The 26,891-nt window shown below is 68.5% G+C and carries 28 protein-coding genes; 21 read left to right on the forward strand and 7 right to left on the reverse strand.

What is annotated here, in order from left to right:
* Positions 1–66 precede the first annotated feature (66 nt).
* The 3 genes from U5640_RS11335 (at position 67) to U5640_RS11345 (ending at position 1,265) form a co-directional block, all read left to right on the forward strand.
* Positions 67–456 (forward strand): hypothetical protein, encoded by a 390-nt coding sequence (locus U5640_RS11335; protein WP_340375664.1) that lies wholly within the window; start codon positions 67–69, stop codon positions 454–456.
* A 201-nt stretch (positions 457–657) separates the two neighbouring features.
* Positions 658–786 (forward strand): hypothetical protein, encoded by a 129-nt coding sequence (locus U5640_RS11340; protein WP_340375665.1) that lies wholly within the window; start codon positions 658–660, stop codon positions 784–786.
* A 14-nt stretch (positions 787–800) separates the two neighbouring features.
* Complete coding sequence (locus U5640_RS11345) at positions 801–1,265, forward strand: NUDIX pyrophosphatase (RefSeq protein ID WP_340375666.1); 465 nt, start codon at positions 801–803, stop codon at positions 1,263–1,265.
* Between the two features lie 103 nt (positions 1,266–1,368).
* Here the strand turns inward: U5640_RS11345 and U5640_RS11350 are convergent, their stop codons facing one another.
* Positions 1,369–1,842: a TrmO family methyltransferase gene (locus tag U5640_RS11350; RefSeq protein WP_340375667.1), complete on the reverse strand. Its 474-nt coding sequence runs from the start codon at positions 1,840–1,842 to the stop codon at positions 1,369–1,371.
* Between the two features lie 198 nt (positions 1,843–2,040).
* On the opposite strand from U5640_RS11350, the gene cutA reads away from it, so the two are divergent.
* Entirely contained in the window at positions 2,041–2,364 is a 324-nt protein-coding gene (gene cutA, locus U5640_RS11355; RefSeq protein ID WP_340375668.1) for a divalent-cation tolerance protein CutA, read from the forward strand.
* A 79-nt stretch (positions 2,365–2,443) separates the two neighbouring features.
* Here the strand turns inward: cutA and U5640_RS11360 are convergent, their stop codons facing one another.
* From U5640_RS11360 to U5640_RS11385, 6 genes are all read right to left on the reverse strand, one after another.
* Positions 2,444–3,337: an aminoglycoside phosphotransferase family protein gene (locus U5640_RS11360; RefSeq protein WP_340375669.1), complete on the reverse strand. Its 894-nt coding sequence runs from the start codon at positions 3,335–3,337 to the stop codon at positions 2,444–2,446.
* Positions 3,334–4,731, reverse strand: coding sequence for a helix-turn-helix transcriptional regulator (locus U5640_RS11365; RefSeq protein WP_340375670.1), 1,398 nt, complete (start codon positions 4,729–4,731; stop codon positions 3,334–3,336). Before U5640_RS11365 ends, U5640_RS11360 begins: the two co-directional genes overlap by 4 nt.
* Positions 4,732–4,978: 247 nt before the next feature.
* Positions 4,979–5,185 (reverse strand): DUF397 domain-containing protein, encoded by a 207-nt coding sequence (locus tag U5640_RS11370; RefSeq protein WP_340375671.1) that lies wholly within the window; start codon positions 5,183–5,185, stop codon positions 4,979–4,981.
* A gap of 13 nt (positions 5,186–5,198) precedes the next feature.
* Complete coding sequence (locus U5640_RS11375; protein ID WP_340375672.1) at positions 5,199–6,116, reverse strand: helix-turn-helix transcriptional regulator; 918 nt, start codon at positions 6,114–6,116, stop codon at positions 5,199–5,201.
* Between the two features lie 578 nt (positions 6,117–6,694).
* Complete coding sequence (locus U5640_RS11380) at positions 6,695–7,552, reverse strand: SUMF1/EgtB/PvdO family nonheme iron enzyme (RefSeq protein ID WP_340375673.1); 858 nt, start codon at positions 7,550–7,552, stop codon at positions 6,695–6,697.
* Positions 7,553–7,630: 78 nt separating this feature from the next.
* A complete protein-coding gene (locus U5640_RS11385; protein WP_340375674.1) occupies positions 7,631–8,422 on the reverse strand; it encodes an aminotransferase class IV family protein in 792 nt (263 codons plus the stop codon).
* A gap of 218 nt (positions 8,423–8,640) precedes the next feature.
* On the opposite strand from U5640_RS11385, the gene U5640_RS11390 reads away from it, so the two are divergent.
* The 17 genes from U5640_RS11390 (at position 8,641) to U5640_RS11470 (ending at position 26,882) form a co-directional block, all read left to right on the forward strand.
* A complete protein-coding gene (locus U5640_RS11390; protein ID WP_340375675.1) occupies positions 8,641–9,075 on the forward strand; it encodes an ATP-binding protein in 435 nt (144 codons plus the stop codon).
* A 554-nt stretch (positions 9,076–9,629) separates the two neighbouring features.
* A complete protein-coding gene (locus tag U5640_RS11395; protein WP_340375676.1) occupies positions 9,630–10,319 on the forward strand; it encodes a DUF6415 family natural product biosynthesis protein in 690 nt (229 codons plus the stop codon).
* A gap of 312 nt (positions 10,320–10,631) precedes the next feature.
* The gene (locus U5640_RS11400; protein WP_340375677.1) at positions 10,632–11,123 is read left to right on the forward strand and encodes a LuxR C-terminal-related transcriptional regulator; all 492 of its coding nucleotides are present in this window, start codon (positions 10,632–10,634) and stop codon (positions 11,121–11,123) included.
* Complete coding sequence (locus U5640_RS11405) at positions 11,120–12,289, forward strand: methyltransferase (RefSeq protein ID WP_340375678.1); 1,170 nt, start codon at positions 11,120–11,122, stop codon at positions 12,287–12,289. Before U5640_RS11400 ends, U5640_RS11405 begins: the two co-directional genes overlap by 4 nt.
* Positions 12,279–13,121, forward strand: a complete 843-nt coding sequence (locus U5640_RS11410) for an SAM-dependent methyltransferase (protein WP_340375679.1) — start codon at positions 12,279–12,281, stop codon at positions 13,119–13,121. The genes U5640_RS11405 and U5640_RS11410 overlap by 11 nt, the downstream gene beginning before the upstream one ends.
* Positions 13,122–13,487: 366 nt before the next feature.
* Entirely contained in the window at positions 13,488–14,459 is a 972-nt protein-coding gene (locus U5640_RS11415) for a phosphotransferase (RefSeq protein ID WP_340375680.1), read from the forward strand.
* Positions 14,456–15,916, forward strand: coding sequence for a phosphotransferase (locus tag U5640_RS11420; RefSeq protein ID WP_340375681.1), 1,461 nt, complete (start codon positions 14,456–14,458; stop codon positions 15,914–15,916). The genes U5640_RS11415 and U5640_RS11420 overlap by 4 nt, the downstream gene beginning before the upstream one ends.
* Entirely contained in the window at positions 15,913–17,133 is a 1,221-nt protein-coding gene (locus U5640_RS11425) for an NUDIX domain-containing protein (RefSeq protein ID WP_340375682.1), read from the forward strand. Before U5640_RS11420 ends, U5640_RS11425 begins: the two co-directional genes overlap by 4 nt.
* Positions 17,134–17,157: 24 nt before the next feature.
* Entirely contained in the window at positions 17,158–18,123 is a 966-nt protein-coding gene (locus tag U5640_RS11430) for a hypothetical protein (protein WP_340375683.1), read from the forward strand.
* A complete protein-coding gene (locus U5640_RS11435) occupies positions 18,120–18,803 on the forward strand; it encodes a 2'-5' RNA ligase family protein (protein WP_340375684.1) in 684 nt (227 codons plus the stop codon). The genes U5640_RS11430 and U5640_RS11435 overlap by 4 nt, the downstream gene beginning before the upstream one ends.
* 83 nt (positions 18,804–18,886) lie before the next feature.
* Positions 18,887–20,110: a methyltransferase, FxLD system gene (gene fxlM, locus U5640_RS11440; protein ID WP_340375685.1), complete on the forward strand. Its 1,224-nt coding sequence runs from the start codon at positions 18,887–18,889 to the stop codon at positions 20,108–20,110.
* A 59-nt stretch (positions 20,111–20,169) separates the two neighbouring features.
* A complete protein-coding gene (locus U5640_RS11445; protein WP_340375686.1) occupies positions 20,170–20,376 on the forward strand; it encodes an FxLD family lanthipeptide in 207 nt (68 codons plus the stop codon).
* A gap of 87 nt (positions 20,377–20,463) precedes the next feature.
* Positions 20,464–22,635, forward strand: a complete 2,172-nt coding sequence (locus U5640_RS11450) for a lantibiotic dehydratase family protein (protein WP_340375687.1) — start codon at positions 20,464–20,466, stop codon at positions 22,633–22,635.
* On the forward strand, positions 22,608–23,513 hold the full coding sequence (locus U5640_RS11455) for a thiopeptide-type bacteriocin biosynthesis protein (RefSeq protein WP_340375688.1): 906 nt from the start codon (positions 22,608–22,610) through the stop codon (positions 23,511–23,513). The genes U5640_RS11450 and U5640_RS11455 overlap by 28 nt, the downstream gene beginning before the upstream one ends.
* The gene (locus U5640_RS11460; RefSeq protein ID WP_340375689.1) at positions 23,510–24,733 is read left to right on the forward strand and encodes a lanthionine synthetase C family protein; all 1,224 of its coding nucleotides are present in this window, start codon (positions 23,510–23,512) and stop codon (positions 24,731–24,733) included. Before U5640_RS11455 ends, U5640_RS11460 begins: the two co-directional genes overlap by 4 nt.
* Positions 24,715–25,716: a thiopeptide-type bacteriocin biosynthesis protein gene (locus U5640_RS11465; RefSeq protein WP_340375690.1), complete on the forward strand. Its 1,002-nt coding sequence runs from the start codon at positions 24,715–24,717 to the stop codon at positions 25,714–25,716. Before U5640_RS11460 ends, U5640_RS11465 begins: the two co-directional genes overlap by 19 nt.
* Positions 25,713–26,882, forward strand: coding sequence for a hypothetical protein (locus U5640_RS11470; RefSeq protein WP_340375691.1), 1,170 nt, complete (start codon positions 25,713–25,715; stop codon positions 26,880–26,882). The genes U5640_RS11465 and U5640_RS11470 overlap by 4 nt, the downstream gene beginning before the upstream one ends.
* Positions 26,883–26,891: the final 9 nt, after the last annotated feature.

The raw sequence follows: 26,891 nt of genomic DNA on the forward strand, positions 1-26,891 counted from the left end.
CGATCTTGGACACCCTCGTTCTCGTCTCCGCAGGCACCCCTTGGAGCACACCACCAGGAGGAACCAGTGTCATACCCGCGACTGCTCACCCCCGAGGAGAAGCTCGCCGACGCGAAGAAGCTGTTGAGCCTCCCGCGTATCGTCGTGATCTGCGGCTCCACCCGCTTCATGACCGAGATGAACGAGGCCGATCTGCGGGAGACCAAAGCCGGAAAGATTGTCGTCAAACCGGGCTGTGACATGAAGTCGCCGCACGAACTTTGGTCCGATCCTGTCGAGGCCGAGGCGCTGAAGGTTCGACTCGACGATCTGCACCGGGCGAAGATCCGGCTCGCTGATGAGGTGCTCGTTGTCGGCGACTACATCGGAGACAGCACCCGAGCCGAAATCGCCTACGCCCGGTCGCTGGGCAAGCCCGTGCGGTTTACGCACCCCGAAGTCGACCCTGACGCCTGACCGCCCGCTGCCACCTCGACAACCAGAACCGGCAGCCTGCCACCTGACCGTCTCGCGGTGGCTTCGGCCGCCGCCCACCCCACACCCTCCGCAGGCATCCCTTGGAATTGATCATCTAGGGCGGTCACCCGGCCGGCATGGACCGCCTCTGGCGCTTCGCCCACCATGCTGGTGCCGTTCGGACAAGCAGTCGGGTCGGGCATGCTGCTCGACGACCCGTCGGAACTTGCCGATGTCGTACATGCAGTGGAGAAGATCCACGACAACTGCGGGCAACTCCACGAAGCGGAGCATCAGCGCGCCACGACTCGTGTTCCATCCGATTCCTAGCCAAGGAGAACCACATGCCCCGAGCACCATTCCAAATCCTCGTCGTCCCGTTCCGCCGGGTCGGCGAGCAGATCGAATTCGCCGTTCTCCGCCGCCAGGACATGGACGTCTGGCAGGCGGTAGCCGGCGGCGGTGAGTCAGGCGAGAGCCCACAGCAGGCCGCCGCCCGCGAGGCGCGTGAAGAGCTCGGACTCGACCGGACAGTCGCGCTCTACCCGCTGCAGACCACGGCCAGCATCCCCGCACGATTCTTCGCCGATCGCCACAGTTGGCCGACGGGAACCTACGTTGTGCCTGAGCACTCATTCGCTGCGGACCTGACCAACGTGGAAATCAAGCTCTCTGACGAACACACCGCCGTCCAGTGGCTGGACTACAAGGCAGCCAGCGAGCTGCTGCGATTCGACAGCAACCGCACTGCTCTGGGGGAGCTTCACGAGCGCCTGCTGGCCGCCGATCTACCCCGGCCGGTCGAGTGATGGGGCCGCACCCTCCGAACCACTGCGCCAACGGAATCTGGAAATGATCACCGCTGGGCAAACCTACTTACGACAACCCGACCCCAGCCGAACTGCGCCCCTTTCAGCCCTTCTCTGCCCAGTAGTTCTCCAGCATCTCGCCAGGCCACGCGGGCTCGTGAACCGGGCCGCGCGGCCCCATCTCAATGAAGAACGGAGAGAGGTCGTAAATTTTTGTACCGACCACGGCGTCCAGGTCGGTCACCCGCAGACGGAGGCCGTCGACTCCCAACAGGCGAGGAAAGGACTGCGCGAGCTGATTGGGGCGCCGGTGGTTGCGGTGCGCGAAGGTGCCTGTTGCCGGCCACTGCGGGTTTCCGCGCGGGCTGCGGGCGTGGTACTCGACGTCATCCCGGGACGCTTGATCAAAGTGCCACACGACCACCAGATGAGAGAAATCCTCAAGGCCCTGCACAGAGCCGATTGGAAACTCTTCCTCGTCGAGCCGAATTATCGATTCGACGCCACCCCAATAGTCATCGACGACCTCCCTGCGGCCCGCGACAACTTCCCCAATCGGCTTGATCTCCAAAGCCATGGCCCAGCCTTTCGACATCGTCTCAACGACACTTGTGATCAATCTACTTGGGCTAGATATGTGGATGGGTGCGTAGAGGACGTGGCTAGGGCGGAGTTCGCCCACCGCGGGGATGCCGCACGTGCGGTAGGGCCACCCGTGCACCTACGAGAAGCGGCTGGCTAGGGTCGGGCTACTCCCGGCTTGAGAGGCAGTGACATGACCGACATCGTGGTTGCTCAGACGACCATCGACGACGAAGACCAGGCTAAGGCGCTGGCTCAGGGTGCGGTTGAGAGCAAGTTGGCAGCGGGCGCTCACATCGATGCGCCGTTCACCGCCGTCTACTGGTGGAAGAGCAAGGTCGAGACGGCACGGGAGTGGCGGATCTCGTACATGACGACCACTGATCGGCTGCCGGAACTGGAGGCATGGGTAACCGAGAGGCACGCGTACGAGGTACCGCAGTGGATCACACTTCCTGTGACAGGCGGATCGGGTGCTTACCTGTCCTGGGTCATCGAGGAAACGACCGAACGCTGACGTGCTGCGCGGCGCGTTCGTGTCTTAGGCGAGTTCCAACCAAGCGGACGCCGGTTCGAGTAGCCGCAGGGTTCGACAGTCACGCGACCGCCTCCCACCCCCATGGCCGTGGCCCCCGTCGCCCGCGGACACAGTCGATGCGGTAGCGCGCTTGACTCAACGCCTGGGGGGCTTGATCAGCGATCTGCGTCGCGAAGGTCACGAGTCTCAATTCGCGGATGCCTCGCAGCGTGGCATAACCTGCCCAGCTCATCACGTCGTAGCCGTACAACTCACAATACCGGTCGTATTGATCTCGCGGCAGGTTGCCGAAGGTGTCGTACGCGACCGCAGTTGACGTCAGGTCCCATTCAGGAACTCCCAAAGAGGTCCGCTCGAAATCCATGAGCAGAGCCCTCCTGTGAGGAGTTTCGATGACCGCGCAATTCCCGCGCCAGGCATCTCCGTGGATCACGCACTCCGGCCTACCAGTTGGTAGGTTCTCCCACTCTCCGTGAAGATCGGCAAGCCGTCCAAGGAGCCATTGCCGATCAGTTTCGCCCAGTGAACGCGCCGACTTGAGTCGTTCGGCGATCCGGACGAACGGATCCAGCCTGCCAATCGGAAAATCCGGTTTGGGAAGGTCGTGCAGCTGTCGCAGCAAGGGTGCGAGATCGGCCTCCGTGCCATGCTGGTGCTGCGGGAGAAGCTCCCAGAAGGTTGCGGTTCGTCCGCCCGCATGGACGGGTTGTTCCATGGGCAGGGGCCGAACCGCCGGCACGTCGTTCTCGGCAAGCCAGCGGGCCACGGCCACCTCCCGTGCCGCGGCAGCTTCCTGGCCAACCCGCGCGATACGGACCACCACCTCGCCAGGTAGCCGCCACAGGTCGTTCTCGGCGAGTCGGATGGGTTCTGCCCCAGCCGTCGTCAGCCCTACGGCGGCGGTGATCTCCTTCAGGGCGGCGAATGACTCCTCGGTGTGCGTGGTGGTCATACGAGAACGTTAGTGGCGATACGGTCCCGCAAGGCAGCGACCTCAGAGTTGCGGGCGTACCGCGCGGATGTCTTGGACAAGGCCCTGACATCGTCAATGGCCCGCCTGGATCGTAGACGGCCGACTTCGTCGAGGGCCTGGTGAGCGATCGACACTGCCTGCTGCGGGTCGCCCGTAGCCATGATCAACGTTGCCAGCTTGGTGCCCGAGATCGCCCGCGAGCGCACGTACGCGTCAGTGTGTTCGTCGATCGCGGTCTGGAGCCGGCGCCTGGCCATCGTGGATGACTGACCAGGCAGGAGAGCGACGTCGAACGCGGCGTGACCGGTGTCGCCATGGTGTTGGGCATTGTCGTAGTAGGCCATCCAGGACACGTCTTCGCCGCTCCGCGCCAGGCTGAAGACCTCGTCCGAGCGGCCAACGGCGGCCAGCGCATCTTGCGGACGCCTCATCTTCGCCAACGCCCGAGCCCTGGCGTTATGGAGCATCGATTGCTCGCGGGGGGTGAGACGATCAGCCCGCAGCAGCCCGTTCTCCGCATGGGTCAGACCATGGTCCGGCTCGCCGCACCAGATCGCCTGCCTTGCAAGCCAGTTCAACGCAGTCGCACGAAGATGCCAGTTGTCGGCATGTTCCGCGCATCGTTGGCCGAGCCTCAAGAGCCGGGCCGCATCCCGATGCGCGTAGGCGTCGAAGGCACTGGCTCCCATCACGATGGCCAATCGGCCAACCTCGGTGAAGAGTTCGGCTTCGATGTCCGGAGCGTAGTCAGCCTCGAGGAGGCCCCTGGCCCAGTTCAGTTGCCCGATCAGGGAACTACGGACGATGCCTCCGCCTCCGTATAGATTGTCCCATTTAGCAAGAACGGATGAGGCGGATCGCACCTGCTCGATGTCCTCGGGGCGGACAACGTCGGGAAGAGGGGGTTGGTCGAGCGCTGGGACCAGATCGGCGAACGAGTCAGGTGCAACAGCGGCGAGGCCGCCAAAGGCGAGCAATGCGCGGCGCTCCACGGGTGACAGGCTCCCATCCAAAAGTGTGTGCGGGTCCGTCTCAAGCATGCCCGTGGCCGCTACACCAGAGTCGTCCGCATCGACGGCAGGGCGCGGCTTGTCCGCATCAGCATGGTGCTTGTCCGCTTCCTCTTCCACGAGCCGCCAGAGCCGAACCAAGGCTCCGCCGGCCTCAAGGGCGTCGTCCAGCTGCCGTGCCAATGCCGCGTCACACGGTCGCTCGTTCTTCTCGATGCGCTCGATCGTGGTGCCGCTGACGTGCACCATCAGCCCTAACGCCTTGGAAGACAAACCTCTGACGTTCCGCCAGTTCCTGAGTTCCTTACCCCACCAGGCACGCACCGACCTGGTCTCGTCCAGAGGTCTCGGCTTCTGCGGCACGGCTTCTCCCTTCGAAGCCCTGATGCGGACAACATCGGTGACTCTCAGCTGTCCGCATCATCGTTCGGCATCGGGAACTTTCAGGGCCTATCTGCGGTCCTACCCACTCTGAATACCGCACGCAGCGGCGCCGGTTCAGGTGTTCCGTCTGAACCAGTAGCGAGGAGGCGCGGCAGCGGTGCCTCCACATGAACTCCGGCCCGGAACCCACGCTAGTGGGCCCGGGCCGGCGCAATAGCGGCGCAGGTCAGCGCCGCTCCAGGCGGCTGCCGACGCGCACCGCCGAAGCGAACGTGGCCCATGCCGCATGCGTGAACGTGAGGGTTGCCCGCTCGGCGCACTTCGAGTCACGCACGTGGATGGTGCCCGGCTGTACGGCGCACTCCACACACTCGTTGCTTGGCGAGCCGCTGTAGGTGCTCTTGAACCATGCGGGCTGGGGCTTCTCGGCCACGTGTTCTTCCTCGCTACTTCCGGTCTCGCAGATGCGTCTTGCTGGCCTCGGCGATCAGTTCCGCCGAGGAGCGTGTATCCAGCGCCTCTTGGCGCAGGTAGGCGAAGCCCTTGGTGTACTCCTCCACAGCTGGCGCCTCCTCCAGGAACAGCGAACCGACCTGGTTCTCAAGGAAGACGACATCCAAGGAGGGGTCAGGTCCAGCGAACCCTCCGAAGATGATGAAGCTGTTGAGCGCTGCGGTGTGCGCGCCCTTGCTGAACGGCAGCACCTGGATGGTCACGTTCGGCTCCTGGCCACGGGCCAACAGGTGGTCCAACTGGGCAGACATGACATCAGGGCTGCCCACCCGGCGGCGCAGCACCCCTTCGTCCAAGATCACGTGGTAGGTGGGCGGAGCCGGCCGGTCGAGGATCCGCTGCCGCTGCATACGCATCGCCAGATACTCCTGAAGCTCTTGTTCTGGGAGGGCGTTCTCCGGCGTCGCTTGGATCGCTTGCGCGTACTCCATCGTCTGAAGAAGGCCAGGGACCACACCCACTGTGTGGTGGCTGATGGAGGACGCCTCGTTCTCAAGACCAAGGAGCATGCGCATCTGGTCCGTCAATTTTCCGGCGAAGGGTACCCACCACGCCTCGGTCGCTTTGCTGTTCTTCGCCAGCTCCACCAGGGCTTCTCGCTCAACATCCGGGGCTCCGTACACCCGACACAGCTGATCGACCTGATTCCAGCGCACATTGCCCTTGGCGCGCTCGTAGCGGCTGACCGTTGCCTTGGATACGCCTGCCCGCTCGCCAGCTTCCTCAGCTGACAGCCCGGCCGCTTCCCTCAAGGCCAGTAGGCGAAGACCGAGCTGTCGCCGTCGCGTTGTCGGTCCCGCGTCGTCGGCAAGCTCGTTCGTAATGGCCGGCGTCGTCGGCCCTGTCGTCATGACGATGCTCCCTTGAACGAGTACTGCCAGTCTCCCCGCTGGCTCGTAGCCGCCACAAGGAAGTTACACGGCGGAACAAGCCTCGCGTTACGGCCAGGCATCTACCCGGAACGCTCATGCGGACACTTTCCAAATGAGCGTTACATGGCGAGAGATCCGGAGCCATACTCCAACTCGATCGCAGCCGACGGCAGTTCGAGCGCGACCGTGAGTGATCTTGAGCGATGCATCACGACCCCACGACAAGGACTTCCGTGATGGCCCGGACCCTGATCAAACCCACAGCGGTACAACATGGCGAACGTTGGCTTCGCCCCACTAACGCGAGTCAACGCTGTCGGATCGCGACACAGGCCACTCGGCCCAGAGCCGGCTGGGCCGCAGGGCGCCAGCAGATCCGGCCACGTTTTTTTCGACAGTGCCGGGCACTCGCCCATCACCCCGTACCTGGACGAGTACGAATTCCAGCTCACCCGGGTCAAGGAGCACGGCGGGTTCGTCGCGCTCCTGACGCCCGACACCGCGAAAGGGCAGTCGTGCAGCCGGGGGCTAGCGCCGGGCGGCCCGTCCGCGTCGGTCTACACAACGGTGACGCAGCGGAACCCGGTGTCGTTGTCCTTCATCGAGATGCTGGCTGCGTTCTCAAGCGCCGGCGCGGCACGCTCGAACGGGCTGCTGAACGCGGACCCCTTCAACTGGTACCGGTCCGGCCCGTCAGTTCCCGGCGTGGAGCACCACTCCCACACGTTTCCGCACAGGTCGAAAACCCCGTAAGGGCTTACTCCGGACTGGTAGCGGATGACGGGTGTCGTGCCGCCGATGCCCGACTCTGCGGTATTGCACTTCGCGGCGGTGGGATCGCTGCCCCAAGGGTAAGCGCGTCCCTTCGGGCCGCGGGCCGCCTTCTCCCACTGGCTGACGGTGGGCAGCGCCTTGCCCGCCCAGCGAGCGTACGCATCAGCGTCGTGCCACGTCACCCAGACCACGGGATGATCGTGCAGGCCGCTGGGGCAGCGCTGGCCGGGCCAGTGCTGTGGCGGCCGGTGCCCTGTGGCGCGGACGAACCGCTCGTAGTCGAGATTGGTCGTCGGGTAGACGTCGATCCGGTACGCGTCCACCCAAACCGACGTGTCCTCAGGGCCGGACAGGTAGATGCCTTCCTCGATCAGCACCATGACCTTGCCGTCGACCGGATGCCTTATGGTGCGCGGGTCGCGGCGCAGCAGCTCCTCGGTTCGCTCGTGATGCCCCACCGCGGCCTGCTCGGTGAGGAGCTGAGCGAACCGCCACTGGGCGTCGGGGGACGATGTGGAGAGCAGGGTGTCCAGCGCGGCCTGGTTGTTGGGGTGGGGCTTGATCGACTCACCTCGCCCCTCCCAGTTCACGAGTTGCCTGGTGCTGATGCCGACCTTGGCGGCGAAGTCCTTGCCGTTCATGCGCAGCGCTTCGCGCAGCAGAGCTACTTCCCGGCCGGTCCACCGTGTGACCCCCGTTGTCACGCTCGCCCCCTACGGCTACAGGGCCTCGCCGGGGATGGACAGGTACGCCTCACGGAGTGCGCTGAGCACCGGGTGCTCAGTCGGCAGTTCCTTGTCGTCGATCGCCGCCAGGGCCCGAACCCCGATGCTGGTGTTCGTTGCGAAGGCCGCCGCCATGCGCTTGGCCTGGTCGAGGGTGACAGGGGCGGTGCGGTGCTCGACGTCGTGGGCGTGCTTCTGGAGGAGGGCCATCGTCACACCGGGCAGGACCGGTGCCTGCGGCCACACCACCGTCCCGTTGCCGTCAATGAAGGCGACGTTCCAGGTGCCGCCTTCGCTCACGCGACCGTCGCGGCCGACGAAGAGGGCGTCGCCGAATCCCGCGCGCTGCGCTGCCCCGCGGGCGTGCAGGGCGCCGAAGAGACCGACGTGCTTCACCTCGGGCAGGTCGCGCTCGTACGGCACACTCATGGCGCGCAGCGGCTCCGGGGGCAGGGCGCCGGCGCCGCGCACGGACACCATGATGTGCGGTTCGTCAGCGTTGGCCGGGTGTCCCATCTCGACCTTCGGGTCGTAGATCGTGACTCGGACGACGCACGGACGGCTCTGCCCTTCCAGGCCCCGGCGGACGTACTCGCGAACGAGCGTGGTGTCCAGGTCCGCACCCCACACGGTCTTGCAGTCGCGTACGAGCCGTTCCATGTGCAGCGTCAGGCCCCGGATGCTGCCATCGGCATCGACGCGCATGGACGTGAAGTGACCGAAGTTGGTCAGGGCCAGGGGGAGCAAGTCGTCTGCGGACACGGGGTTTCCATCAAGAGTTGCCATGCCACCCAGCATGTCAGGACCGTCCGTTCCTCCGGCACCCCAATCGTAGTTACTGACGGGTCAACTTCACTGAAACTTCCTTCCCTCTTCGGTGTCGCACGGTGTTCGCTTGTCACTGTGCGAACACGCTTGGTGATCGACGGAACGAGGCGTGTCCCGCGACGCAGTGACGCCGCATGCCGCACGCTCCCCCACACCGCCCGCACGGGAGGCCCTCGATGAGCCCCGCCACAGCCGTCGCGCCGACTGCCACGAAGGCGCCGCCGCAGGCGTCGCGCGCCTTCGACGTGGCCTTCACCTCTGACCCAGCATTTGTCGGCCAGGCGCGGCTGATCACCCGCGCCTTCCTGGGCCTGTGGAAGGTGAACGGCGAACTGGCCGAGAACATCGTGCTCGCCGTCTCCGAGCTGGTCACCAACGCCGTCGAGCACGGGACCGGCGACGTGGGACTCCGGGTCCATTATCCCGACGGTGAATTGCGGATCGAGGTCACTGACGACAACCCGACGCCTGCCGAACTGCGCCCCGCTGACGACGGGGATGTGTCGGGCCGCGGCCTGTTCCTCATCGCCGTCCTCGCGCGGAAATGGGGCGTCAGCAACGACGGCAAGACGACGTGGTGCGTCTTCCGCGTCCCTGCGAGGAGGCCGTGATGGCCCCAGTCACGCCTGAAGCCGCAGCTGGACTGAGCCAGCGACGCTCCGCCGACGATGTGAATCCCTTACTTGCATCCTCATCCCCTTCAACATCCTCAGCATCGCCATCTGAGGGCCGCAACGGAACGCCTTTGCCTCAACGGCGTACCCCTGTTGGGTTGCTTGACCCCGAAATTGATCCGGACAGCGGGACGTCCCGGGACGTCCCAACCGAGTCCTGTGCGGCGGTACCGGCGTCTCCGAACTCCCTGAACGATGCCCGTGTGGCTCGCCGCGCCGTGTCCCTCCTGAACGAACTGCCCTTGTCGGCGAGTAGCGGCTCGAAATGCCTCGGCGGTCCCCCTTTGGGGGCCGCGGAGGTGACACCCCGATCGTCAACTTCGCATCTCACTATTGGAGTTTCCCTTATGCCTCGCACCACGACCTCGGCCCCCGCAGTCGGCGGTGGGCAAGTGGACGGCGTGTCCTGGCCGGAGGGCTCACTCGGGGAACTGGGCCGTGACCTGAGCACCGTTTTATCCACCCTCGCACCCGGGCCTTCGCCTCTCGTGGTGCAGGAGACCCTTCATCACGAAGTGACCAGATTGGTCTTCGCCGAGGCTGCCTCAGTCAGCGAAGACGCGGACGAGCGGCACGTGCAACTGCTGCTCATGCGTGGCCACCTGATGCGGTTGCTCGGAGCAGTCATTCCGGTCGATGCCAACGAGTTTCCTCTGGAAGGGGATCGACTGGTCGTACGCGTGCGTGCCCTGCTAGCCGAAGAGATTCCCGGCGACGCCGTGCGTGCGGCGTCCCTGCATCGGCGGATGTCCGAGGTCGGGCGGGAACTGCTCGCCGTCCTTCCTACTGCCGGCGCCTCTGACAACGTGGGTGACGGCTGGGGCAGGACTGTGTGCGCCAGGTTCGATTCGACGCGTATCCGCGAAGCCATTCGTGCGGCGAAGTCCTGGGAGCAGGCGGGGGTGTACCCGCACCCGCACATCCTTGCGGCGGTCACGCGAGCGCTCAGCGGCTACGTGACGACGCTCGTCCCCTATGTCTCGATCCACTTGGAATCGCTCTCCGCCGGGAGTCGAGGGTGGTCCGCATGCAGTGAGGCGATCGAGCGCTCGCAGGAGGCCCGCGACGTCGCTCCGGGAGAGGGGCTCGAGGCTGCGAGGGAGCACGCCTTCCGTCTCGCGGTCCACACCGAGGTCCTGCTGCGCTACGCCGAGCAGGACTGCGGGCGGGACGGTGAGTGACGTGACCGGGTCCTATCGTGCGGCGCACCCTGAGCGGCTTCACCGTGCTCCGGCCTCTCAACCGAATTCGGGCCTACCCCGGAGAGACAAGCCGACGCCAGGGCGCGTTCGCCGTGGCTGGCGACAGGCCTGTGCGCACTGGGGCGCCGTCCTTCTCGCTGCCGCCATCAGCCTGCCCACCATGTGCGTCCTCGCCGAACTCGCCCTGCAGCTCTACGGCGGGTCGTAGCTCACTCCTCCACGAGCCGACCAGCGAAGTGGGCCGGCCCCGATATGACGACGACTGTTCCAGAACACCGAAGGAGTAGGACCATGCCGGCCCCGGACGAGACCATCTCGCCGCCGTTTACCCCTAAGGAGCGGGAGGCTCTGTTGGGCATCTCCCAGGGACGGACGACCACAGAGACGGCCTGCGATATGGGAGTGTCCGACAGCACGGTCAAAACGTACCTCCTCCGGATCGGTGGAAAGCTCGGGATGTCGGAGCGGGCGGGCTTGGTGGATCTCGCCTACCGTCACGGGCACTTGGACGTCCCCGAGCACGTGGACTACGTCGTTGAGCTGCCCGAGGAGCAGCTCACCGTCTTGGCAGGGCTCGCGGGCGGAAAGACCGTCGAGGAGATCGCCGCCGACGAGCAGCGTCCGGTGGACGACGTGCGCAAGGACGCTCGACGCCTGCTGCGGGCACTTGGCGCTTCCTCGGCCGCGCACGCGGTCACGCGCGGGTGGCAATTCCGCCTCCTGGGCCCCGCGACCGGCCGTGAAACCTCTGCAGACGTCGTCGCCGTGGCAGGCCAGGCATGAACGCCCGCGTGGCGGCCGGCAGCCTGCGACCCGAGGGTGGCCGCGTTCACGAGCACGCGGGGGACGTGATGGCCTGCGATCGGCGACAGGACTTCGTGCCCTACGTGATCCGTACGCACCGAGGTGGTCGCTGGCGCAGGGTGGACCGGAGCAAGAATGCCGGCGAGTGGGCGAAGTTCGTCCATCGTTCCGAGATGCTCGTGTTCGACATCGACGACGGTGGGGAGGGCGGCCCCGGCCTCGTCACGGGAGTGATCCCATCCAAAGAAGACGTTGAAGCGCGCCTGGCCGCGCTCGCTCCACTGCCGGGGACAGCCATTGCCGAGATCGGCACCGACTGCGGCTGGACGGCAGCCTCTCTGGATCACCACCTCCAGGGCGGCCAGGTGGTGACGGTCGCGGACACCGAACGTCTCGCCGAGATCGCCCGGCAGCGCCTGCGCCCCTACCCGCGGGTGCGGGTGGTCAGCGGTCCGGACGCGGGGGTCTTGGGACCGGCGGGCTCGTTCCACGGGCTGCTGTCCCATCGTGCGGTACGCCGCGTGCCGTGGGAGTGGGTCACCCGGGTTCGTCCGGGTGGCCGGCTGTGCCTGCCCGTCCGTACCGCCCTGGGCGGATCCAGCACTCTGCTCGTCCTGACCGTGGCGCGCGACGGGGCATCGGCCAGCGGGCGTTTCCACGCCGGACCAGCCCCGCAGACCGTGTGGCTACGCGAGCACCGCCCCGGCGAGGGCACACCCGTCGAATCGCAGGGCAGCCCGAGGGAGTCGGAAGCCCTGGACACGAGGGGGGCGCACGTACGGCCGGCGGCCCGGTTGTTCGCCGGCCTCGTCCGCCCTGACCTTCGGATGCAGGTCGTGCGGGGCGTTACGCAGCTCGAAGGGAACGTTGCCGACCGTCTGCGTCTTCATGACCACCAGGCGTCTCGGGCAGTGGTCTTCCTCCACTCCCCCCGTATCTACGAGTGGGGTCCGCGTGATCTCGGCTCCGATCTGTTCGACGCGCTCGGTCAGTGGCACGCGGCCGGAGAACCAGAGGTTGAGCAGTTGGGCGTGACGATCACGGAGACCGTGCACACGCTGTGGCTCGGCGCACCGGACGGTCCGTCGTGGCGTCTGCCCGAACTCCATACGTTCACCGGCGGGGTGGAGCGAGATGCGACCTGACCACCCGATGCTCCTCCACTCCTCCGGCGCGGTCGCCGAGTTGCAGTCGCGGCCGTCAAGCGCCCGGATGCAGAACTACTTGCTCGGCGGGCGGGACAACTACATCGTCGACCGGGACGAGGCCCTTCGGGCGGCTGACCGGATTCCGTTCCTGGAGAGTGCCGTCCGCCACGAGCGCCTGTACGTGCTCCGGATGGTGCAGGCCCTGGCCGTAGCGGGCATCCGGCAGCTGGTCGACTTCGGCTGCGGCCTGCCCCACGCCCCAACGCCGGTGGATGTCCTGACCCGCATTCATCCCGCCGCCCGCGCCGTGTGTATCGACAACGACGTGCTGGTGCACACCTGCGCCGACGAAATGATGGGTGGCAAGGCGCCCGCAGTCGTCGAGAGCTTGTGCGCCGACGTTCGCGATCCCGAGTCAATCCTCGCCTCGCGAGAAATCCTGGAGACGATCAACTGGCGAGAACCGGTCATCCTTCTCTTCGGCAGCGTGCTCCACCACATCGAAGACGCCGCGGCGCAGCCCCTGACCGTCCTCGTCGACCAGTACAAACACGTCGCCGCCACCGGCAGCGCTCTCGTCATCACGCACGCCAGCGCCGACGTCTCTGGCAAGCCCGTGCGCAGATTCGCCAAGACCATGACGACGGCCGGCTGCCCCGTCCACTTGCGGACGAAGGAGCAGATCGCCCGGCTGTTCGACGGCTGGCAACTGACCGCCCCGGGCCTGACCGCGCCACAGACACTAGCCCTCGAATACCCGGTCCCGCCCCAGGCCGCCTCGTACGCCGGTACCGCCCGAAAGGAGTCCGCGCATGGCCGCGCTGTCTGATCAGCGGACCGGCGTGATCAAGCCGGTGACCAGCCAACTCCCCATGGTGTCCCGGCTAGACTCCGTGGCGTCCGGAAACGGGCACCCGGGCGTCGCGGTCACTGACGCTGGACGTCACGTCTGCACCCCGGAGATCCGCATGCCCAACACCCGCACGTTCCCGCGCGTTGCTGTAAACCCCCTTGCGGGGCGGTTGGCTGATGCCACGCCCTGCTGCCCGGACGCGAGTCGGCTCCGGACGCACCCCCGTCGAGCAGGCCGGCGGTGAACGGGCAGATGGCCTCGCATCGGGGCGGGGAGGACACAGCGCAGGGCGAGTTCGTACACGCCGCGCTGCTCCACGGCTTCGGGGCGCAAGCAACCGCAGTGACGCGTGTGCGAGCCGGTACGGACACCGTCAACCATCGCGCCGTACTCGACGACGAACAGCAGGTCTTCGTCAAAACCATGCGCCCCGGGCAGACCGAGGCCGAGGTACGGGCGGCAACGCATCTGACCTGCTTCGCCCGCAGCGGGGGCCTGCCAGTGCCACGGTTCTGGCTCGGCCGCGACGGCATGCCCTTCGCCCGGCACGACGGCCGCCTCGTCACGGTGCAGGACTACATCGACGGCGCCCCGGCCTCCGCCCGGCCCCTGACGATCTCCCTGGCCGAGGAGATCGGGTCCGTCATCGGGCGTCTTCACCGGCAGCTAGCCGCCTACCCCGGCACCCTGCCGGTCCTGTCCGCCCGCTGGTGGACCGACGCGGGCCAACAGCGATTCGACAACGACTACCAGCGACTTCGCGACGTTCTCGCCCACCATGAGGGCGCGGCAGCCGCGACGCATACGCAGATGCTGGAGGAGCGTCGTCAGGACCTGCTCGCCCACGCCGATCCCCTTCGGAAGGGCTTTCCGGCCGATCCGGTGCAGCAGCCGTTGCACGCCGATCTGACCACGCCCAACGTGCTCTTGAGCCCGGCTGGCCGGGTGGCCGCGGTCATCGACTTCTACGCGCGCACGGGGCCGGCGGCGTGGGAGGTGGGCCGGATCGCCCTCGACCCGCGGACCGTGGCGAGCGAGAGCGACTGGGTTCCCGTCACCCTCGCTCTGATCACCGCTTACCGGGAGGAGAACCCGTATCTGCCCGGACAGGATCTCGTCGCATGCGTGCGTATGGCCCTGGTCCACGCGCTGCACTCACTGTTCGGGCTGTACGAGCACTACGTCGAGCCCGGCACGTACGCCGTCGGAGACGTACTGCGCTACTGGGAGCAACGGCACATCATGACCCGCCGGGTGCTCCCCCAGCTCGACCTCCTGGAAGAAGAAATCCAAGCCGCGGCAGGTGCGCGATGAAGCCCGGCGGACACGTTCACGCGTACGGCGAGTCCGGCGAGCAGGAAAGCACGGGGCACGAGAATGCCCCCGCCCACCTTGAGCTGACGGCGGGCCCGCGCCACCGGGAACCGGTCGACGTCCATCTCATCCTGCGGCGCGGCGGCGAGGTGCTGCTCAGCCGGCGGGCGGGCGACACCTACGCCTCGGGCCTGCTGCACATGCCCTCCGGGCACCTTGACGGCGACTTCGAGGACGTGGTCACCGGAGTGATCCGGGAGGCCGAGGAGGAACTCGGGATCATCATCCGCGCGGAGCACGTCCGGTTCGCGTTGGTGATGCAGCACCGCTCGCCCGGGGGCGAGAACCGTACCGGCTGGTTCTTCGAGGTCGCCCAGTGGTTCGGCGTGCCGCGCATCGCCGAACCGGACCGCTGTTCCGAACTCGGCTGGTTTCCGATCAACGAGCCGCCGGATGACATGGTCGCCTACTGCCGGGCCGGCCTGGAGGCGTACCGCGACGGCCACACCGCGGCCCTTCACCTCCAGGAGCCGGACGACCCCATCGCCTACGACCCGGCCGGGCCCATCCGTCTGCGTCCGCTGCCGACCCGGGCACCGGATGCGCGCGCCGTGCTCGGTGATCAGCTCGCCGACTTCGCCGAACAGGCCATCGGCCCGCTGGTCGGAGCCACGGACTCGTCCTGGGCGCGCGAAGGCTCCTGCGTGTGGAAGGTGACCGGCCGCGGCGGCGGCAGCTGGTTCCTCAAGGTGCACCAGAACAACAGGTTCCACCGGCGCGAGGTGGGGGCCTACCGACGCTGGGTTCCGGCGCTCGGCCGGGAGCACGCGCCCCAGCTGGTGGCCGCCGACCCCGACCAGCTCGCTGCCGTCGTCACCGCCCGGGCGGGTATCAATCTGCACGGCGCCGAGCTGAGCGAGCCGACCTGGCAGGCGGTCTACCGCCAGCTCGGCCAACTGCTGCGCGCCCTGCACTGCTGCGAGCCGCCCATGATGGCGCAGGCCGTGGGCGGCCTGGCGAAACTGGAACGCCATATGGCCGCGACCGACGGACTCCTGGAGGACGGCGAAGAGGAGCTGATCCGCCGCCTCGCCCAGCGCCTGACGACCCTGCCGCCCATCCCCCACGGCCCGCGCCACGGCGACCTCCAGCTGCGCAACCTGCTGCTCGACGACAACATGGTGCTGGTCCTGATCGACTGGGAGCGGGCCGAAGTCGGCCCCCTCGTCAGTGACTTCATCCGCATCGCCGACACCTGGGCGAACGCCCCTGCCCGGCAAGCCGCCTTCTTCGACGGCTACGGCCGCCTTGTGTCGCCGGATGAAGCCCAGGCGCTGCAGGGCCTGTCCGCGCTCGATGCGCTCAGCGGCATCCAGTACGGCGCCGCACACGGCGACCCCGAACTCGTCGAACGCGGCCACCGCACCCTGCACCGACTCCGCAAGGAGGCAGCGTGAACACATCCGATGCCACGACGCCGGAAGCGGTGAATGCGAATGCCTGGCTTGAGTACGGGCGCCGACAGCTCGACCGCGGCTATCAGCCCCCGGAAGTCGCCGAGATCGACTGGGGCTTTTGGGGTACCGGTCCCGGCACAGGCGTCCTCGGCGACGTCGCCGGCTACCGCCTGCTGGACATCGGCTCCGGCACCGGCATCCACGCCGCGCATCTCGCCCGCGACCACGCAGCCTTCGTCGACGCCATCGACCTCTCCGCCACCCAGCAGCAGCGCGCCCAGGGCCGGTTCGCCTCACTGCCGGGTGTGCGGTTCCTGCTCGGTGACGCCGCAGCGCACCTGCGCGACGCCGAGCCCTACGACCTCGTCTACTCCGTGCACGGCCTGTCCTACATCGACCCGTACCGGCTGCTGCCCGCGCTGCGGGACGGAATCCGGCCGCACGGACGACTAGTCTTCTCCGCCCTGCACACCGACCTCAACGAGGGCCCCTCAACGACCGTCACAGCCCGCCACGGGGAGGTACGGCTGGCGAAGACCGCGCCGATCCCGGTGCAGATGTGGGTTCTCGCCCCCGACGTCTGGGAACGGCTGCTGGCCGAGCACGGCTTCGCCGTGGAGTCCACCGACCTCCTGCAAGCCCCGGGCCCCAGCAACCCGGTGGTGGTCCAGCTCATCCAGGCCCGCCGCCATCAGCACACCACCCCACCCCGCATCGCGGCACAGGAGCGCAGCCATCGCCCGCCCCTCGCGCAGGCCGCCCTGGGCGTCGGCATCATCGTCACCAACCCGGACGGCCACGTGCTGATGGGACAACACCGCCTGGGCACATTCGAGTTGCCCGGAGGCACGGTGGACGCCGCAGACACCGCGGGCGAGTCGATCGAGACAGCCGCGATCCGTGAGCTCGCCGAGGAGACCGGGCTCGTCGCCAACCCCGGGGACATCCGAGTGCTCACGCTGCTGCTGGACGCACGGCACAGCCTCAACCGCCTCACCGCCGCCGTCCTGGTCCGCCGCTTCGAGGGCACCCCGACCGCCAGGGAACCGAACCTGGTCGCGGAATGGCGGTGGCACCGCCTGGACGCTCTTCCCGGCCCGCTATTCGTGCCCTCCGCCCAGGTCCTGAGCTGCTGGCATCCCGACCTGCCCATCGACCATCCCCCCGCCCACCGCTACCCCGTGTGTGTCCACCCGTCCGCCTCGGCCGCGCACTGACCACGACGAAAGAGGGAGTCCGCCGTGACATCGGCGCTGTTCCGATTCGGCACGTACAACCTGTTCAACCTTGAGATACCGACCACGCCCGACCAGAAACGCCGCTACGAGCTGATCGTCGGCATCATCCGCGCCGCCTTCCAGAACCGCACCGGCGTCCTCGGCGTCCAAGAACTCCTCGGCCCGACCAAGACCGACGCCCGGCGGCTCTTACGCATGCTCGGCCAGGACACCGGCCTCTCGTGCGAGGCGATCCCGGCCCACCGCAGGAAGGCGATCCCTGCCCTGGCCAGCCAGGCTCCGGGAGCGAGCGCCCACCGCTTCCACGTCGGCCTACTGTGGACGCCCGACGTCGAGCCGGTGCCCGGCACATTCCGGGCGTACGAGGGCGGCAGCGATTTCTGGCACGGCCTGGCCATGGCCGACTTCCATACCGGCGGCCCGGTGCCTACCCGCTGGTGCTCATATCACGCCGACCCCTTCCGCCCGGAGCGGCGGCTGCAGGAGGCCCACCGCGTGCTCTCGGTGTTCCAGGAGCCCGATGTGGCTGGCGGCGTCGCGGCCGACTGGAACTCGATCAGCGCCGACCGGCGCCCGGACGGCTCGTACTACGACCCCGAGCCCTACCTGGAGCAGGAGCACCGCAAGCTGCGCTACCAGATCCGCTTCGACCCAGACAATCCCGATGCACCCAAGCTGGCGAACCGTGATGCCGGGGAGTTCCTGCGGCGCGACCCCGGCGGGCTCCGGGACAGCGCCGCCGTCCTGGACGCGCCGTGGCAGTGGTCGTGCGGGCACTGGATCGATTCCAAGGGCCGAGCCGACGACTTCGGTCTTCGCCGCATCGACACCCTCCGCGTCACCGAGAACGTCGCCGCCACCGCCCGCGCGCACCGCACCCACTACGGTCCCGACGCCGAGGCCGCCGCGGACCACCTGCTGGTCACTGCCGACTTCGCCCTGCACGAGCTGGAGGTGACCGCCGCATGAAGGCGTTCATGCATCCCGGACGGCTGTGGCGTGCCGAGGGTGCTGCCACCGAGGACAGCGTCCGCCCGCATGTGCTGTGGCTGCCGCCAGCCGCGGTGGTCGACTACTTCCGGCAGGTGCGTGAAGTCCTCGCCTCGTACGAGGACCTCGTGGCCCCGGTCGCCGACGAGGACCTGCACTGGACCATCCAGGGCGCCCTGTCGCACGACTACGCCGACGAGCGTGTCGGCCCCCGCCAACTCAAGGACGCCGCAGACGCCCTTCGCACCGAACTGGCCCACCAGGAACCGTTCACACTCGACATCGGGCCAGTCGCACTCAGCCGCAGCGCGGTACTCGCTCGCGTCTGGCCCCATGACGTGCCCGCCGATCCACCGCTGCACCTGAACCTGCGTGTACGGGCCGGTCTGTCAAACGCCGGCCTCGTCCTGCCCGAGGCCGCCGAGGCGTACTTCCCTCATATGTCGGCCGCTTACGGAAAGGTCGACACCCACTACCTCGCTCAGATGGACCGCGCCGACTCGCTGGCCTCCGCCCTGCTGCGCCGCGCCCGCCATCACGTGACCACCCGCGTTGACTCGGTGTGGCTGGTGATGGAAACCCAGCACCCTGACCGCCACACCTACACGTTCGAACGCATCCAGGAGGTGCCCTTGGGCCGCAGCGCCAACCGCTCCTGACCAACCGGCATCCGCCAGCGAACCGCGCGAGGCCCCTCTGCCTGCGCAGTTGTGCAAGAACACCACGTAAGGAACCCCTTTCCATGACCGATGTGACCGTGGACCCCGACGAGGCCACCCAGCTCCGCAACAAGGTCGTCGACCAGCTCAAGGAGGACGGCACGATCGTGTCGCCCGCGGTCGAGGCAGCCATGCGCAAGGTGCCCCGGCACCTGGCCGTGCCCGAGGCGCCGCTCAGCGACGCATACAGCACGTACAACGCCGTGATCACCAAGGAGGACGAGCACGGCAATCACACCAGCTCGGTCTCCGCCCCGCAGATCCAGGCGATGCAGCTGGAGCAGGCCGGCATCCGCCCGGGCGACAACGTGCTGGAGATCGGCACCAACGGGCCGAACGCCGCCTACATGGCAGAGCTGGTGGGATCCACCGGTCAGGTCACCACCGTCGACATCGACCCCGCGCCCGCCGACCGAGCCAGGCAGTTCCTCACCGAGACCGGCTACACCAACGTCAACGTCGTGGTCGCCGACGCGGAGGACGGTGTCGCCAAGTACGCCCCCTACGACGCGATCGTGGTGACGCTCGGCGCCTGGGACATCCCGCCCGCCTGGATCGACCAGCTCAAGGACGACGGCCGGCTCGTCGTACCGCTGCGCATCAACGGCCTGACCCGCACGTACGGGTTCATCCGGCAGGCTGACCACCTCGTCGCCGCCAGCGCCCACGTGTGCGGGTTCGTCGCGGTGCAAGGCGCCGGCTCCCACGCCCAGCAGGTCATGCAGCTCCCCGGAGCGGAGGACGTCACGCTGCGCTTCGACGAGGGCTTGCCCGCCAACCCCTCCCTGCTGGACGGCGTCCTGAACAGCGCCCGCGCCGAGACGTGGACCGGGGTGACCGTCGCCAGCCAGGAGCCCATCGGCAACCTCCAGATGTACCTGTCCACGCAGGTCCCGACGTTCTGCTTCATGTCCACCAACCCCGAGTTGGCCACCGGCAAGATCGGCCCCACGGGCAACAGCTGGTCCATGGTCGCCATCGACGGGCCGCACTTCGCCTACAGCGTCGTGCGCCGCGACACCGAGAAGAAGACCGCAGAGTACGGCGTCCACGCCTTCGGACCCGACGCAGCCGAGTTCGCCGAGCGAATCGCCGACATCTTCCGCACCTGGGGCGAAAAGCTCCGCGGCGCTGACGGCCCGCACATCACCGTCTACCCGGCGGGCACGCCCGATGACCGGATCACCGGCGACCGGATCATCGACAAGAGGCACAGCCGGATTTCGATCTCCTGGCCGACTGCGTAAAACACGGCGCCGGGCCAGGCCGTCCTGCACCATCCCATCGGACAAAGAGAGTGATCGCCATGACCACTGCCGTACTCGACCACCCCACCGCCCCGGCCAACCTGCCGGTCGACGGCCTCGCCGACGACGACTTCGAGCTGGACATCAAGGTCGTCATCTCCGAGAGCCCCCTCACCGTCTTCATGTGCCCCACCAGCGACGGCTGCGGCAACACCTGCGAGAACGGGGCCAGCGCCTGCCAGTCCTCCATCGAGGACGCCGCCTGACACGCGGCGTTAGCCGGGGCGGCAGCCGATCACCGCTGCCGCCCCGGCACCACCCGTCCGCGCACCCCACAACAGGAAGGGACACCGGTGGCCCAGGGATCACCCCTCACGTATCAGTGGCAGCCCGGAATGCTGCTGCGCGCCTCCACCGCTTCGCGGCCGATCCCCGTGCCGGACTTTGACCTGCACGGGGACGACGCCACGATCCGCGGTCGGCAGTGGCTCGAGGAGGTATGGCGCGCCCCGGTGCCGACGGCGCTGTCCGCAGCCAGCCCCGTCCTGTGTCAACGCGTCGCCGAGATCCTGAACGGCACCGTCACCGACGGCCGCCGTATCAGGCGGGCCGTCCGGTCTGTAGCCGCGTACCTCCTGCGGTGGAACCACCGGCCCACCCCGTTCGGGGTATTCGCAGGCGTCGCCCCCGCCGAGCCCGCTCAAGCCGCCCACATTCTGTGGGGTGAGGGGTACCGCACGGTTCTGCGCCCTGATTCCGACTGGCTGACGGACGTCATTACCCGCCTGGAGAGCCACCCCGCCCTGCTGGCCCGGCTGACGGTCGTGGCCAACAACACCGGCCGCTCCCGAGGCAACCGGCATGTGGTCGAGGGCATGCCAGCCGACGCGCACACCTCCGGCTACGCCCCGATCGAGCTGTCCCTCCGCCAGACCCGGGCTGTGGCTGCCGTGCTGGCCGCGAGCCGCTCCCCCATTCCGTACGACAGGCTCGTGCATCAGTTGGCCCGCCAATTCCCTACGGCGCGCCCAGAACGGCTCACCGGCCTGATCTTCAACCTGTTGAGCAAGAACATTCTGATCAGCAGCCTGTGGCCCCCGATGACCTCGATCGACACCCTCGCACACCTATGCGACGAGCTGGACAAAGCTGATGCCTCCAGCATCCCCGACCTCGCCGGATTGACCTCCCAACTCGCCTCAATCCGGGCTGACATGAACCAGCCCAGCACGGCCGCGCCTTGGATGCCCAGCGACCGGCTGACGCAGAGCATGCAGCGCGTGAGTTCCACCGGCCGCGTCCCCCTCCTGGTGGACGCCGCACTGGATTGCACCGCCCACATTCCCGAAGCCCTCCTGGCCGAAGCCGCCGAAGCCGCCCAGGTCATGCACCAGCTGTCGCCCCATCCGTACGGGTATCCGCAATGGCGCGACTACCACCAGCGGTTCCTCGACCGGTACGGCAACGAGGCCCTCGTGCCCGTACTGGATGTGGTCGCGGACAGCGGCCTCGGCCTGCCCGCGGGCTTCCTGGGCTCCGAGCGCGCCCGCCCGCCCTATCAGGTGACCGACCGGGACCAGAAGATCCTGCGCCTGCTCCAGGACGCGATGCTCGACGGGAGGCGCGAGCTGGTCCTCACCCGGGCGACGATCGCCGACCTGACCGCCGACCACGCCGAACCGCTGCTGCCCCTGCCCCGGGCCGAGATCGCCGTGGAGATCCACGCCCCCACTCTGGACGCCGTGCAGAGCGGCGACTACCGGCTGCTGGTCACCGGGGCCCCCCGCCCCGGCAGCAGCATGCTCGGCCGGTTCGCGCACCTGCTCCCACCGTCCGCGCAGACCGCGCTCACGGACTCCTACGCGACCGCCGCCCCCGGCGCCGTCGCGGCGCAGCTGTCGTTCACCCCTCGGCGGCGGCGCAACGAGAACATCGCCCGCACCGTGCAGGTACTGCCCTTCACCATCCCTCTCGGCCAGCACCACGAGTCCGGCCCCGGCGTGATCCCGCTCGACGACCTGGCGGTGACTGCGGATACCCGCCGGTTCTATCTGGTGCGCAGGTCAACGGGGCAGCACGTCGAGCCTCGCGTCACCCACGCGCTGGAAGCGTCCGTCCACACGCCGCCGCTCGCCCGCTTCCTGGCGGAGATCACCACCGCCCGCAGCGCCGCCTACCGGCAGTTCACCTTCGGCGTCGCCGCCACCCTGCCCTACCTGCCACGCGTGCGGTACAAGCGGACGATCCTCGCACCTGCCCGTTGGCTGCTGTCCGCCGAGGAACTGCCCAGCCGGGCCACCCCCATGGCCGACTGGGACAAGGCCCTGACCCGATGGCGCGAGCGGCTTTGCGTCCCCGAACACCTGGCTCTGGTCGAGGACGGCCAGCAGCTGCCCCTCGACCTCGACCAGCGCATCCACCGGGCGCTGCTGCGCGCCGGCGTGGACCGCAACCGCGTTGTCGAACTGCGCGAAAGCACCACTGCACAGGACTGGGCATGGATCGGCCGCCCCCACCACTCCTGATCCCTCTGGCGAACTCCACCCCCGCCGACCCGCCCCGCCTGCCGGATGCCGCTGCCGCCGCCCCCGGGACGCCCAGCCAGTCCACCGTCTTGTATGCCCGACTGTTCGCGCACCCCCAGCGGTACGACGAGATCCTGACCGGCCACCTGCCCGATCTGCTCGGCCAGTTCGCCACGGCGCCGCCCTGGTGGTTTAGGCGCCGCCGCGACTCTGCCCGCCCGGACTCCGACCAGTACCTGGCCCTGTACCTGCTCCTGCCCGGCCCCGACGCGTTCGGGCCGGCCGCCCAACTGGTCAACTCCTGGGCAGACAACCTCAACAGCCAACACCTCTCCGCTCGCGTGGAGTTGGTCACCCGCCAGCCGCAGACCGGCCCGTACGGAGACGGCCACGCTCTGGACGCCGCGCACAGGGTGTTCGCCGCGGACTCGGCCGCAGGCGTGGCGCAGATCCGTGCCGCCGGGGAGGACGCCGCCACCGGGCAGGCCCTGACCGCGGCGAGCATGTTCGACCTGACGGTGCAGTTCTTCGGCGACGCGGACCGGGCGGCCAACTGGCTGACCCACGCCCTGCCCCAGGAACGCGGCCCGCTTCCCCGGGACCGTACCGCGCTCACCCTGGCCCTGGCCGAGCCCAGTTACGCCACTGTCCTGAACCTGCCCGGCGGCCCGGACGTCGTGGCCGCCTGGCACCAGCGCACTGCCGCCCTGACCGCCTACCGCCAGCAGCTGGCCCCCGAGCGCGAACCCGACGGCGTACTGCGGTCGCTGCTGCACCAGCACTACATCCGGGCCCTGCCGGTCGATGCCGATCACGAACGCGCCACCGGCCGCCTCGCCCGGGCCTGCGCCCTGCGATACCGGGAGCGGCAGCCATGACCATCACAACCAGCCCAGCCCTGCTGGTGGACGCCTTCGCCCGTCGCCTCGCCCTCCCCTCCCCGGCCCCCGCACAACAGCCATGGCAAGCGCAGGACCTGGCCGTCGGCGCCGCCGGAACCGCGCTCCTGCACATCGAGCGCGCACATATCCGACACCGCACGTGGCCGCAGGCCCACCGGTGGATCAAGACCGCCGTCGCCACCACCATCAGCGCCGCCGACACCAGCGGCCTGTACCTGGGGGCACCCGCCGTCGCCTTCATACTCGACTGCGCCACCGCCCCCGACGCGCCTCGCTACCAGGACGCGCTCTGCGCCGTGGACCGGCACGTCGCTGAACTCGCGCACCGCAGAGCCGACGCCGCTCAGGCACGCATCGACAGCGGCCGTCCGGCTGGCTTCCACGAGTACGACATCTTCTACGGCCTGACGGGGATCGGCGCGTACCTGCTGCGCCGGTCCCCCTCCGGCTCCGCAACGCAGCGGATCCTGGACTACCTTGTGCGGCTGACCGTTCCCGTCCGGCACGGCGAGGACGGCGCTCTACCCGGCTGGTGGGTCGCTCACCAACCCGACCTCACGCCTTCCGCTGTCGGAGACGGCCACGCCAACTTCGGTACAGCCCACGGCATCACCGGCCCGCTCCTCCTCCTGGCCCGCGCCCTGCGCGAAGGCGTGCGCGTCGACGGCCACGAAGACGCCATCGACACCATCCTCCACTGGCTCGACACCTGGCGCCAGGACGGGCCCTCCGGATCCTGGTGGCCCGAGCACCTCCACCTCGGCGAACTCCGCTCCGGCCGACCCGCCCAACGCGGCCCGGCCCGGCCCAGCTGGTGCTACGGCACCCCCGGCATCGCCCGCGCCGGACAGCTCGCCGCCCTCGCCCGCCGCGACAGGGCACGCCAGCACCTGTACGAGGACGCCATGGTCCGCTGCCTCACCGACCCCGACCAGCTCGCCAAGATCACCGACGCGGGCCTGTGTCACGGCTGGGCAGGCACCTACCAGACCGCCTTCCGCGCGGCCCACGACGCCGTCACCCCGGCTTTGCGCGCCGCTCTGTCCGACGTGGCCGCCCGACTGATCGGGCAGGCCCGTCCGGGCACCGGCCCCGGACTCCTGCAAGGCGACGCGGGCACCGCCCTGGCCCTGATCACCGCAGTCCACGACGCCGCGCCGACCTCGGGATGGGACACATGCCTGCTGATCGACTGAACCAGCCCGCCCGCCTGGACGCCACCCTGTACGCCGTACTAGAGGTCCTGGCCGGAGTCAGCACGGACACGGCCGCAGCCCGAGCCGGACTCGAACCCGCCGATCTGGACGCTGCCGTCACCGTCTACCAGCAGGCCGGGCAGCACGCGCTCGCCCAGCAGGCCGGGCCCCCGGCGTGGCGTCAGCTGTACGTCCAGTTCACCGACTGGGACAAGGCCGAGCAGACCGCCGCCGACCACATCGCCCCCATCCTGGACCTGACCCAGCAGAACAGGCAGATCACGAGCTGGTGGTTCATACGCAAACACCCATGCTGGCGGATACGGCTGCTGCCGGTTCCCGGAACGCAGCTGCCCGCGGCACTGGCCGACGCACTGGACGAACTCGCCACCGGCGGGAGAATCCACCGCTGGTGGCCCGGCACCTACGAACCCGAAACCACGGCGTTCGGCGGCAACGCCGGCATGACGATCGCCCATGCCCTGTTCGACGCCGACAGCCGCGCCATCCTCACCGCATCTCACGGCGAGCTGGGCCGCCGGGAGCTGTCATTGCTGCTGTGCGCCACGCTGATGCGCGCCGCCGGACTGGAGTGGTTCGAGCAGGGCGACGTCTGGCACCGCGTCACCGGGCAACGGCCCCTCCCCGCGGACGTACCGGCCGACAAGGTCCACACCCTGGCCGACACCCTGCGGCACCTGCTCCTCGCCGACACCAGCCCCGCCGGCCCCATGCTCCAGTCGGACCGCTCACTCAAACCCACCGCCGACTGGGTCAGCGCGTTCCGGCACGCGGGACGAGAACTCGGCGCAGCCAACCGCGACGGCACCCTCGGCCGCGGCCTGCGCGAGGTCATCGCCTACCACGTGATCTTCCACTGGAACAGGCTCGGCCTGCCCGCCCGTACCCAAAGCGTCCTCGCGCACGCGGCGCGTACCGCGATCCTGCACCAGGACGCCTCCACGGAAAGGGTCACACCGTGACCGCCTCGCCCCCGCCAGCCCAACTCCAGCGGTTTGCCCGGCGATTGCCCCTGGTCAGCCGACGCCACCTCGTCTACCCCAGCTTCGCCACCCGGGTCGAGGAAGTGCACACCTGCGCGGAGAAGTCAGCGCAGGACGGGCCGCTCCTCGACCGAATCAACCTCGCGTGCGCCACCTGGAACCTGTCCGCCCTGATCGCCTCCGACTGCGGCATGACCGACCTGGCCACCGATCTGTGCCTGCGCCAACTCCGCCTCTTCCAGGCGGCATGGCCCGTCACCGGGGACACCGCCATCGCCGCTCTCCAGCCGATCGTCAACCTCGTACGCCTGACCGCCCGCGCCGGAGACCCGCACGCCGCCTATCAGCAGCTGATGAGCGTGCACCGCGCCGCACACGACGGCGGCACCGTGACCGTCCACGGCCATCCCATCGACCTCACGGGCTTCACCACCCACGCGACCCTGAACCACATCCAGCCCTGGCTGAACGCTCTCCTCCTCGAAGACGGCACCCGGTTCCTCGTCGCCACCGGCCAATGGGCCGAGGCAGCCGCGCACGCGACCACCTACGACACGGCCCCCGACCGGCTGCACGACGGCAGGCAAGCGCGCGTCATCGCGAGCCTGCACTCGGACACCCCGGACACAGCCAACTCCCTGATCGAAACGGCCACAACCACCGAACCGGGGGAGAAAGCCGTCGCCCACCTCCTGCGCCGCTACGCCGACTACCTGACGGGCTGCGCCACATCGGAGGGGTTCACCGCTGTGGCACACGCCGTGCACAGTGCCCTGGCGCCGGCCCCGCCCCACCTGCGCATGTTCCGGGTGAGACTGGTCCTGGCGGCGATCGATCTGGCATCGCAAGGCTGCGAGGCCGAGGTGCACGCCCTGCACAACACGATCGTCATCGACACCGTTCAGGCCGGCGACGCCTACGCCGCGCGCGCGATCCTCCACCACCCGTTTCCACCGGCCGGCGAGCGGTCACGCCATGAGCTGGAGGAGATCGTCCGCGATGGCGGCCTCGGCCGGGGAGCCCTGCCGGAGTCGGCGCAGTCCACGCTCATGCGGGCCGTCCACACAGCTGGAGCGAGCCTCACCCACTGCCTCACCGCGGAGGAAGGAGTACCACCGGATGTGATACGCCCCGGCGTCAGCTGACGCAACGGT

This window comes from Streptomyces sp. SS7 (assembly GCF_037993025.1).
Classification (GTDB): domain Bacteria; phylum Actinomycetota; class Actinomycetes; order Streptomycetales; family Streptomycetaceae; genus Streptomyces.